The organism is Bacillus sp. MUM 13, assembly GCF_001866725.1.
GTDB lineage: Bacteria > Bacillota > Bacilli > Bacillales > DSM-1321 > Peribacillus.
Map to the genome: position 1 here is coordinate 19,603 of NZ_MLYQ01000034.1, position 15,340 is coordinate 34,942.

The 15,340-nt window shown below is 37.5% G+C and carries 12 protein-coding genes, 2 pseudogenes and 1 riboswitch; of the genes and pseudogenes, 1 reads left to right on the top strand and 13 read right to left on the bottom strand.

All coding sequences use genetic code 11. The features are described 5' to 3' along the window. Positions 1-5: 5 nt before the first annotated feature. The 7 genes and pseudogenes from BIV59_RS10535 to BIV59_RS10560 all read right to left on the bottom strand — a co-directional run bounded on the left by BIV59_RS10535 (position 6) and on the right by BIV59_RS10560 (position 6,694). Entirely contained in the window at positions 6-824 is an 819-nt protein-coding gene (locus tag BIV59_RS10535; RefSeq protein WP_071351442.1) for a MetQ/NlpA family ABC transporter substrate-binding protein, read from the bottom strand. A gap of 139 nt (positions 825-963) precedes the next feature. Then, positions 964-1,074: riboswitch (SAM riboswitch) on the bottom strand. A 196-nt stretch (positions 1,075-1,270) separates the two neighbouring features. Beyond that, positions 1,271-2,224 (bottom strand): annotated as a pseudogene (locus BIV59_RS10540) (L-lactate dehydrogenase). 417 nt (positions 2,225-2,641) lie between these two features. Next, positions 2,642-2,827 (bottom strand): annotated as a pseudogene (locus tag BIV59_RS24325) (hypothetical protein); the annotation flags it as partial. A gap of 200 nt (positions 2,828-3,027) precedes the next feature. Further along, positions 3,028-3,240 (bottom strand): hypothetical protein, encoded by a 213-nt coding sequence (locus BIV59_RS10545; protein ID WP_071351443.1) that lies wholly within the window; start codon positions 3,238-3,240, stop codon positions 3,028-3,030. Between the two features lie 196 nt (positions 3,241-3,436). Next, positions 3,437-4,237 carry a putative hydro-lyase gene (locus tag BIV59_RS10550; RefSeq protein WP_481747426.1) on the bottom strand — a complete coding sequence of 267 codons (801 nt, stop codon included), beginning with the start codon at positions 4,235-4,237 and terminating at the stop codon, positions 3,437-3,439. Positions 4,238-4,382: 145 nt separating this feature from the next. After that, positions 4,383-5,843, bottom strand: a complete 1,461-nt coding sequence (locus BIV59_RS10555) for a sodium:solute symporter family protein (protein ID WP_071351445.1) — start codon at positions 5,841-5,843, stop codon at positions 4,383-4,385. Then, complete coding sequence (locus BIV59_RS10560) at positions 5,837-6,694, bottom strand: carcinine hydrolase/isopenicillin-N N-acyltransferase family protein (protein ID WP_071351446.1); 858 nt, start codon at positions 6,692-6,694, stop codon at positions 5,837-5,839. Before BIV59_RS10560 ends, BIV59_RS10555 begins: the two co-directional genes overlap by 7 nt. Before the next feature lie 182 nt (positions 6,695-6,876). On the opposite strand from BIV59_RS10560, the gene BIV59_RS10565 reads away from it, so the two are divergent. After that, on the top strand, positions 6,877-8,517 hold the full coding sequence (locus tag BIV59_RS10565) for a sigma-54 interaction domain-containing protein (protein WP_139194350.1): 1,641 nt from the start codon (positions 6,877-6,879) through the stop codon (positions 8,515-8,517). Positions 8,518-9,058: 541 nt separating this feature from the next. On the opposite strand, the gene BIV59_RS10570 is transcribed toward BIV59_RS10565, so the two are convergent. From BIV59_RS10570 to BIV59_RS10590, 6 genes are all read right to left on the bottom strand, one after another. Continuing rightward, on the bottom strand, positions 9,059-10,708 hold the full coding sequence (locus BIV59_RS10570; RefSeq protein WP_071351448.1) for a catalase: 1,650 nt from the start codon (positions 10,706-10,708) through the stop codon (positions 9,059-9,061). Positions 10,709-10,872: 164 nt separating this feature from the next. Then, a complete protein-coding gene (locus BIV59_RS10575) occupies positions 10,873-12,471 on the bottom strand; it encodes a recombinase family protein (protein ID WP_071351449.1) in 1,599 nt (532 codons plus the stop codon). Between the two features lie 13 nt (positions 12,472-12,484). Then, entirely contained in the window at positions 12,485-12,631 is a 147-nt protein-coding gene (locus tag BIV59_RS23615) for a hypothetical protein (protein WP_170846129.1), read from the bottom strand. A gap of 14 nt (positions 12,632-12,645) precedes the next feature. After that, positions 12,646-13,461, bottom strand: a complete 816-nt coding sequence (locus tag BIV59_RS10580) for a hypothetical protein (protein ID WP_071351450.1) — start codon at positions 13,459-13,461, stop codon at positions 12,646-12,648. Positions 13,462-13,838: 377 nt separating this feature from the next. Then, complete coding sequence (locus tag BIV59_RS10585) at positions 13,839-14,180, bottom strand: GIY-YIG nuclease family protein (protein ID WP_240501885.1); 342 nt, start codon at positions 14,178-14,180, stop codon at positions 13,839-13,841. Between the two features lie 106 nt (positions 14,181-14,286). Then, on the bottom strand, positions 14,287-15,105 hold the full coding sequence (locus BIV59_RS10590) for a recombinase family protein (RefSeq protein ID WP_071351451.1): 819 nt from the start codon (positions 15,103-15,105) through the stop codon (positions 14,287-14,289). Positions 15,106-15,340 lie beyond the last annotated feature (235 nt).

The following is a 15,340-nucleotide window of genomic DNA, read 5'->3' on the forward strand; positions in this document are numbered from 1 at the left end:
CCTCCTTACCAAGCAGGCACAACTGAACCACCAAATTTTTGGGCAATATATTTTTTAATAGCATCTGAGTGATAGTATTTTTCAATCGTTTTTATGACTGCATCATCTTTATTTTCAGTACGTACGACAAAATAGTTCGGGTAAGGATTGTTTTCAATAGGTTCGTGGTAAATCGCATCTTTATTAATGGTTAGACCTGCACCCATTGCAAAGTTTGTATTTATAGCTGCGGCAGTCACTTCACCAAGTTGAGCTGGAAGTGATTCTGCATTAAGTTCTTTTATTTGTAAGTTCAATTTATTTTCAACCACATCTTTTTTCGTTGCGCTTTGTTCAACGCCGTCTTTCAACTTAATGACTCCAGCAGCTTCAAATAATTGCAATGCACGTAACTCGTTGGCTGGATCATTGGGAACGGCAATTGAATCCCCTTTTTTAAGATCCTTAATATCTTTTATACTCTTAGAATAGATCCCCATCGGAAAGGCAACTGTTTTGAAGACATCTGTAATTTTATAGCCTTTGTCTTTAATTTGGCCCTTTAAGAAAGGTAATGTTTGCATGCTATTGGCATCGAGACTTCCTTCGCTAAGTGCAGCATTCGGTGTATTGTAATCGTTAAACACTTTAATATCAATCTTTAGACCGTCTTTTTCTGCTAATTTAGCAACTTGCTCCATGATTTGTTGATGTGGTCCACCGGTGACACCCACTGTAATTTTCTTTGTACTTAATTCTTTTGAACTTGTCCCGCCACATGCCGTTAAAGCCAATGATAAAATGATAGCTAGACTAATAGATAATAATTTTGCTGATTTTTTCATTTTAAACTCTCCTTTTCTTAGTTGTTTACTTGGAATCTGGTCTGAAATACTCCCTATCTCTTATCTAGTTGTTATGTAATATCATACAGCACCAAAAAACCGCTTCTCTAAAGAGAAGCGGTTTGAATGCACACAACTTCTCTTATCTTACAAAACTAATTTCCGTTTTGTAGGAATTAGCACCTGAGCCTTTAAAAGACTTGGTTGCCGGGTTTCATCGGGCCTTTCCCTCCACCACTCTAGATAAGATAATATTCGATTTATTTCAGTATGTATACTATACATGTGTTTGTCGAATTGCGTCAATATTATTTTTAGAATAAATTTTCTAAAAAGTATGAATAGATGGTTATATCCATAATCTACAGACTAAATTTTTAAATCAGATAGAGAAGAAATGCAGACAGTGTTCCTAAAGCCACTCATGATACAAATCGATTTAAATATTAAAGTTCCAAAGAAGCAATATTTTCTTTTATCACATGAGCAGAGTGGTTGAACAGCACAAGTTCTTTTTCATCTAATTTAAGTTCAATCACCTGTTTCAGACCTGTACGGCAAAGTACTGCTGGAACACCAATCGCAAGTCCTTTTTCCTCAATATTCGCCATCTAATACAACCGACACGGGGCATATTGTATAGGCGTCATTTAGAATTGACTTGGCAATAAAGGCAAGTGCGTTCCCTATACCATATTCTGTTTTTCCTTTCCGGTTGAAAATATTCCAGCCTTCACGTTTCGTATGTTCAATGACTTCATCAAAATCAAAAGGTTCGATCTCGTTTTTATTTTCTTTAATATATTCGTGAATGGGTTTGCCGCCAACTGTTACATGTGACCAAGCGCCAAATTGAGACTCACCATGCTCCCCAAGTGTGTATCCTGTAATACTACGAGGATCTACATGCAGATATTCAGAGAGAATCTTTCTAAAACGACTACTATCTAGTGCCGTCCCTGTCCCAATGATTTGGTTACGCGGTAAACCAGATAGTTTCCAAGTTAAATAGGTAATGATATCGCATGGATTCGTTGCAACGACATAAATCCCCTCAAATCCAGCATCTTTCAACGGAGGAATAACTTCCTTTATAATTGCTGAGGTACCTTTTAATAAATCTAATCGTGTTTCCCAAGGTTTTAAGGGCTCACCCGCAACGCTAATAAGGATGACATCGTGGTCCTTTAAATCTAGCAGTCTTCCAGATGTCACTTTCGTACGCGACGACATAAAGCCTACACTATCAGCAAAATCGATTGCCCACCAACCGCTTTCTCTTCTTTAATATCGACAAGGGTTAACTCTTCACAAATTCCTTGATGAACCACCGAGAAGGCCGCGGCACTTCCGACATTTCCTACCCCAATAATTCCAATTTTACGCACGGATTTTTTCATCTGAACTTCTCCTCGTATTCTATTTATAGAATAGTCTTTCATAGTAATTTCTCGTTTTCTCGATTTTTGATAACTGCATAGAAACTAGATCAGAAAGTGAAGACTATCCTCTCGCAAAAATGATAAATCATTATTCTGAATATTTATATTCATACAGTTTATCTGGATATGTGTCAAGATTTTTTCGAGATAGTAAGCGATGTATCCTATTTTATATGGGACCTTTTTTTAGAACCTTCCTTTTTTAAATATAGTTTCTAACGGAACCTCGTAATAGTCAGTTGCCATTTGGAAAGTAATCTCAAGCGTGTCGTGTCTCAGTCCACGCAGGCATATGTGCCTTATCGAGGAAATGATGAACTTTTTATGCTACTTTATAAAATCCCGATATATAATGATTCCAAGAAAACAACACACTCACGAAAGGAAGATAAAACAGTTATCTTTTATATCAAAAACCTTTTCGGTGATTCCCAACCGTTGAGCGGGTGCTGCCATTTCTTTATTGGTATTGAATGATGAACAAAAGTTGTAATAAGTACGAAGTATCATAAGAGCCATTTAAGCATATTTAGGATTGAAATTATCTTTTTTTTCCCCTCGCTGCAAGCCGCTAAAAACAAAAATAAAATCGCAATAAAAATCGGCTGAAACAACGGTATCCACAAACTCCCCTGTTTCCAATTCATTGGGCTTTAACGATAAAGGACTTTCCATCATCACCCTTCTGGATTTTTTCAATTGGTGATACAACGTACGGACAATTTTGATATCCTTCTCTTCTGCATTTAGATTAGGTCAGTTTATATTCTCCTATTCTTCGAAATATTCTTTGCAATCCTTTCCGTAAATTCCTTTACCAGCTGCCAGGTTCGTTCTTGCAGTCGGTGAGATATCAGCCAATCTTTGAAATCCTTAAAACAGCCCTGCTCGCAAGCAGCCATCATTACCCTGTCTACATCGATAGGGCGCAGTTGTTCTGGTGTATCAGCGGACAGTAGCAATTTAGATTTCATATCTTCCCTCCAAAATTAAAAAAGTCGCTTCCATGTAAAGAAATGACAACGGAGATTTTATGGGCTGGATAGCGTATATGCTTGAAGAACGGAATATACACCAGGTATCGTTTTTTCAACCTTTTGACACAATAAATCCCATAAAAAAGCGACGCTTCAGTTAATGCAACGTCGCTTTCCTATATTTTCTTCCTATTTATAAAATCGAATAGCGGCTATCCTTCATATCTGTAATAAACATATGCCCTGGAGCATGGGTAATCATTAAATTCGGTTTACTGGACATGGCCACGGATTGAGGGGTTACTCCACAGGCCCAAAAGACAGGAATTTCCCCTTCTTTTACCGTTACCGATTCCCCGAAGTCTGGCTTATCCAGGTTCTGTATTCCTATTACTTCAGGGTTTCCAATATGAACAGGGGATCCATGTACAGAAGGGAATCTGGATGTTACTTCGACAGCTCTTACGACGTCAGAAGCTGAAAACGGACGCATACTGACGACTAGGTTTCCTTGAAATGCCCCTGCCGGTTGACATTGAATATTCGTGATATACATCGGAACATTCCGGTTTTCTTCTATATGTCTAATCACAAGACCGTTTTCGATTAAGGGATTTTCAAACGTGAAGCTGCAGCCGATTAAAAAGGCAACCATATCGTTTTTCCAGTAAGCTTCGATATCGTGGACTTCCTCAACAAGAGCTCCTTTTTTATAGATCCTGTATTTAGGTAAATCAAAGCGTAAGTCTGCTGTTGGTGCTGTCAGTTTAGGAACAGCTGATCCAATATCGGTTACTTCTAGCAGTGGACAAGGCTTTGGGTTCCGTTGGCAAAACAATAAAAAGTCATAGGCAAGGTCCTTTGACAGGATGACAAGGTTTGCTTGTGTATGCCCTGGGGCAATTCCTGCGGTTGGACCAGTAAATGCATTCTTTCGTAATAGATTACGTATTTCTGAAAGTTCTAGGTTTCTGTCCATTTCATTCAACTCCACTGTTTTTAGGGTGTCTAGGCTCTTCTAAAGAAACCAAGAACCCAATCTTTTAAACAAAAGAAGACTAAAGTAAGATTTGAAACGATAAACCAGGTTAATAAGGCGTAGGTGATAAAAACAAATCCGTTTTCGCTTAATACCATGTTTAAAATCCTCCCTTACTGAATACGGATTGGAATTGGAATTCTCTATCAGGTGCGAGTAATGTTCCGATCAATGGAACCCCCGCTGCGATGATATGTGAAATAAGATAGCCAATCCATAATGGAACAATCGGTTCAATCAGCCCGGCACCAGGAAGTACTGCAAAAATAAGTGCAGAAACGGTTCCGATAATCAAGCCCCAAAAGGCAGCTGTTTTATTAAGATTTTTCATAAATACGGATAGGACGAACGGCCATGTCATGGCAAGTGTCAATGCTCCCACCGCGTAATTCAGATAGAGGATGGAGAATTGTGCTAAGCCGAAAAGGGCGATACCTAATCCGCCGATAATAACGATGATCCGAGCCACTTTAATTTCTTTATTTGGATCCATCGGTGCATTTTTTCGTATATACGGAATGTAAATATCCCGAACGATAAGTGTAGATAAGGCATTAAGACAAGAATCCGTTGTTGACAAAATGGTGGCAATCATAATGATTGCCATTGCGTAAGCGCCCCATGTTCCTAACAGCTCGCCAACAACAGTAGGAAAAATCTCGGAAGGATTCACATTAAATCCCTTTGCCAAACCAATCATACCGATGAGTCCCGCTACGGCTGGGATTGGCAGCCATAAAAAGGTTGTTCCGAGAATCAATTTGGATTCAGTGCCTTTTTTACTTGCATACACACGCTGCCAAACGCTTTGATCAATAATCGCATAGTTAATAAATGAAAGGATACTAACGAGCAGCCATCCTGTAACGCTTTCCTTTGTATAGAGTAGTGTAGCTGTTTTAACAGATGAATGGGCAAGCCCTTGATAAATTTCATTTGGACCTCCGGCAACCCAAAGGGTAACAGGGATGACGATGGCAAGTAAAATCAGCAACATGCAAAAATGAACAACATCCGTTCCAATGGATGCTCTTAAGCCCCCGATGGCAACATAGGTAGTCACAATTAATGTGCCTATAATGACTGCAGCAGCATGAGGGATGCCAAACAACACATTCATAACGAGTCCGATTGCCGTAATCTGAAGTACAGCCCAGAAGAACGATTGTAAGATACCAACAATAGCAAAAATTAAATGAGTACGTGTTCCTAATCTAATTTTCATGAATTCTGGTAAAGTACTAATATTAGGAGCGATTTTACGGACCCTTTTAAAGACCGGCCATCCAATTAAAATAGAAGACAATAAAACAGACAGACCATACATATAAAATCCAGCTACTCCGAATTTAAATGCACCTTCAGCTGAACCCATCAGAGAACTGCTCCACACCCATACGACCACTAGTGAGCTCATTGTAACAGGCAGGCTCATGCTTTCTCGTGCACTTAAAAAATCGTCAAGGTTATTTTTCCCTTTACGCTTCATATAGACAGCGATAACAACCATGATTAACCCAAAAATAAATAACATGGCATATCCAATGTAACTGTTTAACATGGCGGAACCCCCTTATTTACTATTTTTCCATCCATCGTGGTTATTTCACCCTCGCCCCAATGGTTCAGATTGAAGGAGACGTATTCACCCCATCCTTGGATGTTCTTTCCATTTCCACACGGTGGACCATAACAGTAAAATATCTCCATGTTTAATGGATCAAGTATTTCTGAACTTACCGTTCCAACAGTCTCCCCATGGTTGCACGTTGAGCTTCCCCACTTAGATCCATATTCTTCAAGATGATGATTGCATAAAAATGCTTGCAAATATTGAAAAGGATCCATTTGGTCATCATTTTGGATGGAGTTCATACCGGATTGATATCGAAGAATGGAACATGATTCAATAATTTCCTTATCATTGGCGAATGGAAGATTGATAAAATGATTCGTACGAATTACAATTTCTTCCGGGTTCCATTCAAAATACTTCTCAATAGGATAAAGCTCGGAAACTAGCAAATTGCCAAGATTATCAGCAAAAAGAAAATTTCCGTGAACCTGGACATGCTCATTCCGTAAATAGTTTTCGATTTCATGGAGAGTTCCAAAACTACCAAGGATGTGATCGCCAAAATCCTTAAAGCCAAGCCCTCCCAAATATAAATCGGCATCACAATCAACATAAGCAAAGGTAAAACTAATTCCCTTTTCATTTATTCCCCGCGTCACCATGTTGGACCAGGGAAGGTTATCATCCGGACAATTGAGCTCCGTACCGATAAACTTAAATTTCTTTCCTTGTTTTATTCGGACTCTGGTCCTAGTATCCCAAGGATTATCACTATTTGAAGCTAAAAGATAACGTCCATTTTTTCGTATAGCCGTAATTGAGCAACCTTGTTTCATTGTGTTACTCACCTCCTGTTATTATTTAATGCAAGTATTGTGCCAATATTATTCTTTAAAGAATTATCGTAAAATTCTAACACTAATGATAAAATATAAGTCACAATTGACTTTTTAAGTCGAAATAGAATTTCTATTTCGACTTATGTCATAAGGGAGGAATTGTTTTGCTCACCTATTTAGTGAAAAATTACCCTTACTTTGATACTGCTAAAAATGAATATAGCAGGGATTTACTCCCTTACCATACAACCATTCCCCATGTCCAACAAGGGGAATATATCGGATTAGAAATGAGAGACGGATCAGTGCCACGGCTTGTTAACGTGCGCCCACTTGTTCTGGGGGAGGATATGGCTAAAATCAAAATTATCGATGATGTCTTTTTTTATCCAATCGTCGAACTTCAGAAGAACAGACCCGTTTACTTGGGTGTTGTTTCCCTAGTAGATATTTATCGTGTAACCCAAACCTATTTAAAAGAATTAGATGCAGTTATTGAAAATTCTTATGATGGAATCTATATTTCAACACCTGAAGGGGTCAATCTGAGAGCCAATAAGGCCATTGAACGCTTAACTGGAATTAAAAAAGAATTTTTTGTCGGGAAAAGTCTTGAAAATTTACTTTCGATGGGCGTATTTAATGATATCGTTACGCTGAAAGTGGCGGAAACAAAAAAAACTTACAGTACGATCCAACGTGTGAACACAGGTAGAGAAACCCTCGTTACCGGCAGTCCAGTGTTTAATGAGAGTGGAGAACTATTCCGAGTCATTACCAATGTCAGGGATGTGTCTGAACTCTATCAATTGAAGTATGAAATGGAATCAGCCGAAAAGGAAAAAACACGTCTATTGAATGAACTAAAGCAAGCTAATGCGTCAATTGCGAAGGACAATTTAATTGTTCAGGATGCGACCATGATAAGAATAATAAAAATTATTTCCGAAATTAGTCATTTGGACGTCTCTGTATTAATTACAGGAGAATCAGGCGTGGGGAAAGAAGTTATTGCCGACCAAATTTATAAGATGAGCGGCCGGAGTAAGACAGGGAGTTTTCTTAAGATAAACTGTGCAGCTATTCCGAAGGAGCTAATCGAATCTGAACTGTTCGGATATGAAGAAGGAGCGTTTACAGGAGCAAAAAGGGGAGGGAAAATTGGATTATTTGAGGCCTCCAATAAAGGCACCCTTTTTCTTGATGAAATTGGCGATCTCCCGCTAGACATGCAAGCAAAACTATTACGTGTTCTTCAAGATCAAGAATTTCACAGGATTGGGGGAACAAAGAGTATTAAAACTGATTCCCGAATCATTGCGGCGACGAATCATAATTTAAAACAGCTTGTTGAGGAAGGGAAATTTCGAAAAGATCTTTTTTTTCGGCTAAACGTGATTCCCCTTGAAATACCACCGCTTAGAGAACGAAAAAAAGACATTGATGTATTAGCGTTTTATTTTCTTGATAAATTCAACAAAAAGTATGATAAAAATGTCTCACTCCCGTTTGATGTTCTCACCTTATTAAAAAATTTTACTTGGCCTGGAAATGTTCGCGAGCTTTCTAACGTAATAGAACGATATGTTGTATTAGGCGGAGGAAAAGAAATTGTCTTGGATTATGTTAGTTCTGCCGACTATACGAAGATCAATATCGATAATATTTCCGATCTTCGGAAAGAAGTTGACTATTTTGAGCAGAAAATTATATTAGATGCTTTACATAGAGAAAGAAGCTCCTATAAAGCAGCCGCTAAATTAGGGGTTTCTCAATCGTATATTGCCCGCCGGTTGAAAAAATATGGGATGGAGCAGTAGCGTTCAGACGATTTACTCTTTTTTTTATCTGAATATTTTTTGATTAAATAAGTTCTAGGTGCTGTGATTACAGTCGCGGTGCTCATGCTGTCTAGAAAAAGGTATAGAAGGGAATGCCAGAACACCTGTAGTAGTTTCCTGCTCACACAATTGTACTTTCCATATGATTTTATTAATGCTTAAACTTCCTTTCTTTATTAGTCAGCAAGATATAATGTAGGGATTGGATTCATTGGTTATTTTCTAAAACCTATATAATCCCATTTATTATCCGTTTTTCAAAAAAGGGTGCCTCCGAATGTTTATATTTAACTGCGTTAAACAAAAAACTATATATAAATCCGATTGTTTCTTCACATATTTTAAAAATACCTGCGTCAAGTCAGGTAGTGATGACACAGCTCATATCCGTACTCTTAATACGTTTCTATGTCAGACTTGGCCGCCATCCGGAAAGAGGAATAAATCAAATTTAAAAAGGCTTCCAGTCAGTCAGTTTTTCCTGACATTCTGGAAAGCCCTCTTGGTTCTTGCCTATTAATCAATAAGGATCAGCTTCATGGCTTTTCTTTACGGCATCTTCTGTTGCTTCGTTCGCAGCTAATGAACCTTGGCCATATTTCGATTGGCCAGCTTCACGTCCTGGAATATTGTTTTCCGTCTTTGATTCTTGTATGTCTTTCATTTTCATTTCGATACCTTCCTGCACACGGCGGCCATAGTCTTCATCGGCTTGTGTGAAGTGCTCAATCATGGCATCCTGAATTCGTTTGTCACATACCGCAAGCGCTGCGGACAGGTTATTGATTAATTCATCACGCTCCCAATCTTCAAAGCTGCGGTACGTTTCGCCCGCCTGTCCATAGTTGTTGGGACGGTCAATCGGTTCACTCATTGCCGCAGCATTATATGTCGGGCGGTGTTGTGGACGTTCTTCTTTGCCTGCTTCCTGATAACCACCGATCATCGACGGCTCATAGTTGATGTGCGGATTTTCCCCTGACTCTTTTGGATCACGAATATCCATTTGGCCGCGATGCTGGTTCGTCCGGACAGACGCTTTCGGTGCGTTCACAGGCAATTTTAAATAGTTCGCACCTACACGATAACGCTGTGTATCAGAATAGGAGAAGGTACGGCCTTGCAGCATTTTATCGTCTGAGAAGTCCATTCCATCAACCAGAACCCCTGTACCGAAGGCGGCTTGCTCAATTTCCGCGTGGAAATCCACCGGATTGCGGTCAAGGACCATACGGCCCACCGGCAACCATGGGAACTTGTCCTCAGGCCATAGTTTCGTATCATCGAGCGGATCAAAATCAAGTTCCGGATGGTAATCGTCCTCCATGATTTGTACAAAGAGCTCCCATTCCGGATATTCTCCGCGCTCAATCGCTTGATATAAATCTTGCGTCGCATGTGCGACGGTCTTCGCTTGAATCTCACTTGCCTCTTCTTGTGTCAGGTTGCGGATACCCTGCTTCGGCTCCCAGTGATACTTCACCAGCACAGCCTCTCCTTTGTCATTCACCCATTTATAGGTGTTTACACCCGAACCCTGCATGTGGCGGTATGTTGCTGGAATACCCCATGGAGAGAACAGGAATGTAATCATATGTGTTGCTTCAGGGCTACGGGAAACAAAGTCGAACATCCGCTGCGGATGTGACACGTTCGAAGCCGGATCAGCTTTAAACGCATGAATCATATCTGGGAACTTCATAGCATCACGGATAAAAAAGATTTTCAGGTTGTTCCCAACCAGATCCCAGTTGCCATCCTCCGTATACATTTTTACGGCGAAGCCGCGCGGGTCCCGTTCTGTTTCCGGCGAATCCTTTGCTCCTGCAACTGTTGAGAAGCGAACCATTAATGGTGTTTTCTTCCCGGCACCTGAAAATACTTTTGCTCGGGTGTACTTCTCTACAGGTTCATCTCCAACTTTTCCGTACGTTTCAAAGTAACCAAATGCACCAGTTCCTCTTGCGTGCACAACACGCTCGGGTACCTCTTCCCTATCAAAATGGGAAATTTTTTCGATAAAATGATAGTTCTCAAGAGTGGCTGGACCTCGATTACCAATTGTCCGGATATTTTGGTTATCCGTCACAGGATGGCCCTGACGCGTTGTCAACGTTTCACGTTTTTCGTCTTGCCCGCTTGAAGCATTGATATCTTTGTTCTCTGCCAAAATGAAAACCTCCTAAAAGTTATTCAACACTATCTTAACCTTTTTCTGAATATTTTAACAGTAAAAAGGGGGCCCATTCTTAAACCTAGTTTTATATATATTCACCAAGAATACTTGCGGAGCAAATACGATAAAACTTCCCCCCATATTTAGATTTTTATGGATTAAACCCGAGCTGGTTCCTCTATTTTTTCCACTCTCTGATTTATCACTATTTGTGGTACGGTTCTGCTTACTTTATTAGATGGTAAACTTAGGGCAGAAGAAAACCAGAAGGTTATCTCCTTTACATCCTTCCGGTTCTCATCCATTTGTATTTCCTTTATTAATGACCTAACAAGTAGCTTTCTTTCCTCATCAGTAACTATCTCAAAAAATTTATTGAAATTTTTAAGGGTATAAATTATTTCATCCTTGTTTATTGATGATTCATTTCTATTAATCTCGCTTTCTAATTTCCTTATCCTCCTCTCTAATTTTTCGATTTCCTTTTCCAAATCACTCATTATACGATTGTAAGTGCTACTTACTAAATTACCTTCGAAATAGTCATTGTCCAACTTTGATCGCTTATCATATGACTTTTTTAGTTGTCTATTGATGAACTTCAAATCAGCTTTAATCCCCTCATTTACTTCATTATTATCACTATTTAGTTCATTTAACAGTTCATTAAAAATATCATTATTATTCACTAAAAATGATAATTCATTTAACACTTTTTGTTCAACCTCTTCCTTCTTTATTAAATTCGTACTGCATACTGCTTTCCCCTTACTATGGTATGCTTGGCACATATAATAAAGATGATAGTCATCACTATTTTTCTTTTTAGACTTACTCATTACGGTGCCCGCACCACATTTAGGACACTTTAATAAACCCGCTAAAAAGAAGTTACCATGAAAATTCCTATTAGAAGTAAATGATTTCTTTTGGAACTCGTTTATCTCCTGTACCTTTTCCCATAATTCTTGCTCTATGATAGGTTCATGAACACCATCAACAATTATAGGTTCTATTTTCCCCGACCTTCTCTTGGCACTCCATTCTTGATGTTTTTTCCACACCATCTTACCTATATAAATATGATTATTCACAATAAGCTTAATTGCTGGAATGCTAAATTTTTTACCTTTCTTGGTCTTTATACCTCTACTATTTAATGTATTTACTATAAATTTATATCCTTTCCCATCCGCCCTAAGTTTAAATATTTCCCTCACTGTCGCACTCTCTTGCTCATTTATAATTAACTGCTTATCGACTGAGTCATAGCCTAGGATTAAGCCACCATTCCAGTAACCCTTTTCAGCTCTTTTTTGCATTCCCGCATTAACTCGATCTATAATAGTTGCTCTTTCGTAACGTGCAAATGTACTAAGTAAAGAAATAAACATATGCCCTGTTGGTGAGGATGAATCCATGTCAATAGAGGTAATTATTAATTTCTTGTTTTTTGGTGTTAATTTATTATCTATCAGTGACACTACATCTGTATTATTTCTAGAGAGACGGTCAACTTTCCATACTAAAATTATATCTATCCTATCGTTCATTAGATCATTAAACAACCTTTGGATTTCAGGCCTGTCAAAATTCTTCCCAGAATAACCTCCATCGCTATATACATCGTATATTTCATATCCTTTTTTTTCAGCAAATTCTTTTAACATGCTCTCTTGTGCTTCGAGGGAATGTCCTTGTATTTGTTCCTCTGTTGAAACCCTGATATAAATTGCTGCTCTTTCTCTTTTTTCCATTGCTAAATACCTCCTAGCGGGAAGATTTAATATCGTCATTTTCCTTTAATAATTCACCAGCATATTTTTTTATTAAGTGTGCAAGAGCCTTGATAGCTTCTTCTTTTTTTAGTTCGGCTTCATTGTGTTTGGATAAACATAATCCATTATTTTCATTCATTTGAATTCACCTCTTTATTGCAATAAAAATCCTTTTATTATTGATATCTGTTCAATCCAAGCACTTTGAAGCATTTGGTCAAAATTAATTTGCTCTTGGCTATCCAGTTGTTTTTTTAAAACTCTTCTATAATGTCTAGAAAATTCGCTAATTGCCATCTTACCGCTCAGCAAGCAAATTAATATAGCTTTATATATAGGTGTAACTTGTTTGTCTAGGTTAATTATTGTTCCAGTGTATAATTTATTGAATGATGGAGGTTCCAATAATAATTCCTCTAATTTTAGTGGTTTAGTAGGTTTATAGACTATTTCCACTCTTGTTAGTTCATCATCAATAACAATACCTTTGTTTGCTAACTCTTCCCTTTTATCATATATACGGCAATATCCATGTTTTCCACGTTGACCTTTACCACCAAAATATCTTGTGCCTTGAAATATATTCATTTGCCTTCCAGTATTTGATGTAACAAATATATTGGTTAAAGGTAGCGGAATATCAAAAGCAACATCCGTAGATATGAAGTGGATATCTCTACTTATTTCTTTTAGTTTTTTAAGTAATGTTGAAAATTCACTTAAATATTTGGGATGTGTTTCTATGCGAAGTTTCCCCACTGGTTTCCAAATTTCATATTTTGATTGGTAATAAAGCTTTAAATATGCTTCACTTTTTTTGCTTATTTGCAAGCAACGGTGATAATGGAAACCCTCGATACTCTTAATATTACTAATTTCACCTTCTTCCTCTAAGGCATTGAAAAAGTTTAGAGGTATATTGGCATATTCTAAAACCAATTTGTCTAACTTTACACTTGCTAATAACAATGAGCTCATCTCCTTAATTTTTGATTTAAGGTGACAAGTTTTTTAAGTTTGTAAGTTATAAGTGGTTATTGGTTGATAGATTAAGTACTTAATTACAAAGAAGTATTCCTTCATTAAGCCTTATCTTTATATCCGTTATTTTCGCCACGAGATACTTCATTTTGACAATAAAAACGCAAACGAAAGGGTAATTATGGTGTAAGGATAAAAAGTTCATAGCAACCAATCTCGTACGTATTTTGTCAGTACATATAACTTATTGGAAACGTATCTATTTTTTTAAATTGAAATTAATGGAATTTTGGTTTTGGCATAAAAAAAAACATCAACTTTCTACTAATTAAAAGGAGAGCTGATGCTTTAGAAATATAAAATTTTCAATAATCATACCTATACTTATTAAGTTTTGGCTTTAGTTCTCTAATATATTTCCTTTCGAGGACAGTAACATCACCTTCTACGTACTTGATACCAATAAGTAATACTTCTTGAAAATACCCATTAAGTTTTCCTTGGTAAAGATGGTGAGGAAGTCTTTTCTGTAAATCTATTGATGAACCAATATATAGTATTTCAAGTTTATAATTTAATATTGCATAAACTCCTCTATTAATCCCTTTATGCTTATTGGTATTAAACCATTTAGATATGTCAGATCTGTTAAATCCTGGAGCCACTATAAAATCATCAAATAGTCTAAGAATATTGTTAGTCTCCATCTAATCCTCTCCTAACATTTTAAGTGCAAGATACATTAATTCCAAATAGCCTTTTGAAGATTTCCTAGGTAGGTCTTTCATTTTCTTAATGTCTGGTTTCAATTACTTATGCCCCCTTTCGTTTGTTCCTTATCAGTTGAGATTGTACTTTTCCGAATATAATTCTATTTATTAATGGCTCATGGCTGCCTTTTACGATTAAATCAGAATGCCTTACCTCTCCTAAATAAAAACGGTTGGTCAGTATATTTCTAATTGCCATAGTTGAAAAGTCTTTTGCCTGTTGTGTTTTATATCCATGTTCTTTCAAGTAACCCTGAACCTTTGAAAGTGACTTGTTCTCTAAGTATTGCTTAAATATTTCTTTAATTACTGGTGCTTTCTCTTCATCGATCACCACAAATGGCTTTTTCACTCCTTCATGCTTCCATTTGTAACCTATAGGAGCATTACCACAAGCTTTGACTCCACCCTTAGCTTTTTGACGTCTGCCTTTTGCCAGCTTCATGTTAATGCTTAGGCGATCATATTGGTCTAGCAGTTCCATCATTCCATTAATTAGAAAGTCATTAGGATCCTTATCATAGATGGAATATGTACGTTGCTCTACACTATTCACTTCAGCATTAGCTTTCATCAGTTGCCGTTTAATCATCACCTTAGCATTATCTGCTCGCCATAAACGGCTTGTATTCATTACAATAACTCGCTTTACTTCACCCTCTGAAAGAGCAGACATCAAGTCAGTAAGTCCATCTCGGTCAATTAGAGTTCCACTCACACCCAAATCTTGAAAAACCTCAACAAGCTCTAGTCCGTTTGCCTTGCAATGCTCCATGATAGCATTTTCTTGCACATCTTTCCCATAACCTTTTTCAGCTTGTGTCTCAGTTGAAACACGAACATAACCAAAAACCTTTTCCAATGTGACACCCCTTCCTTTTTTTGTAAAACGAGTATAAGACCTCTCGTTTTCGTTGTAAACTCCTATGTATAAGAGTTTACAAATAGTTTGGTTTAAGGTTGGATTAAAAGGTTTAAATAAACAAACAACGAGAGCTTATTTGCCCTCGTTGTTTGCTATCTATAAATTTTTTATTAATTGTTTAATACTTCATACCCTCAAGATAATTTAGTATGTTGTTAATGACGTACTGCAT

Bases quoted from the DNA above. Each gene is read 5' to 3' on its own strand.
- BIV59_RS10535 (WP_071351442.1), bottom strand. From the start codon at position 824: ATGAAAAAATCAGCAAAATTATTATCTATTAGTCTAGCTATCATTTTA.
- BIV59_RS10545 (WP_071351443.1), bottom strand. From the start codon at position 3,240: ATGAAATCTAAATTGCTACTGTCCGCTGATACACCAGAACAACTGCGC.
- BIV59_RS10555 (WP_071351445.1), bottom strand. From the start codon at position 5,843: ATGTTAAACAGTTACATTGGATATGCCATGTTATTTATTTTTGGGTTA.
- BIV59_RS10560 (WP_071351446.1), bottom strand. From the start codon at position 6,694: ATGAAACAAGGTTGCTCAATTACGGCTATACGAAAAAATGGACGTTAT.
- BIV59_RS10575 (WP_071351449.1), bottom strand. From the start codon at position 12,471: ATGGAAAAAAGAGAAAGAGCAGCAATTTATATCAGGGTTTCAACAGAG.
- BIV59_RS23615 (WP_170846129.1), bottom strand. From the start codon at position 12,631: ATGAATGAAAATAATGGATTATGTTTATCCAAACACAATGAAGCCGAA.
- BIV59_RS10585 (WP_240501885.1), bottom strand. From the start codon at position 14,180: ATGGAGACTAACAATATTCTTAGACTATTTGATGATTTTATAGTGGCT.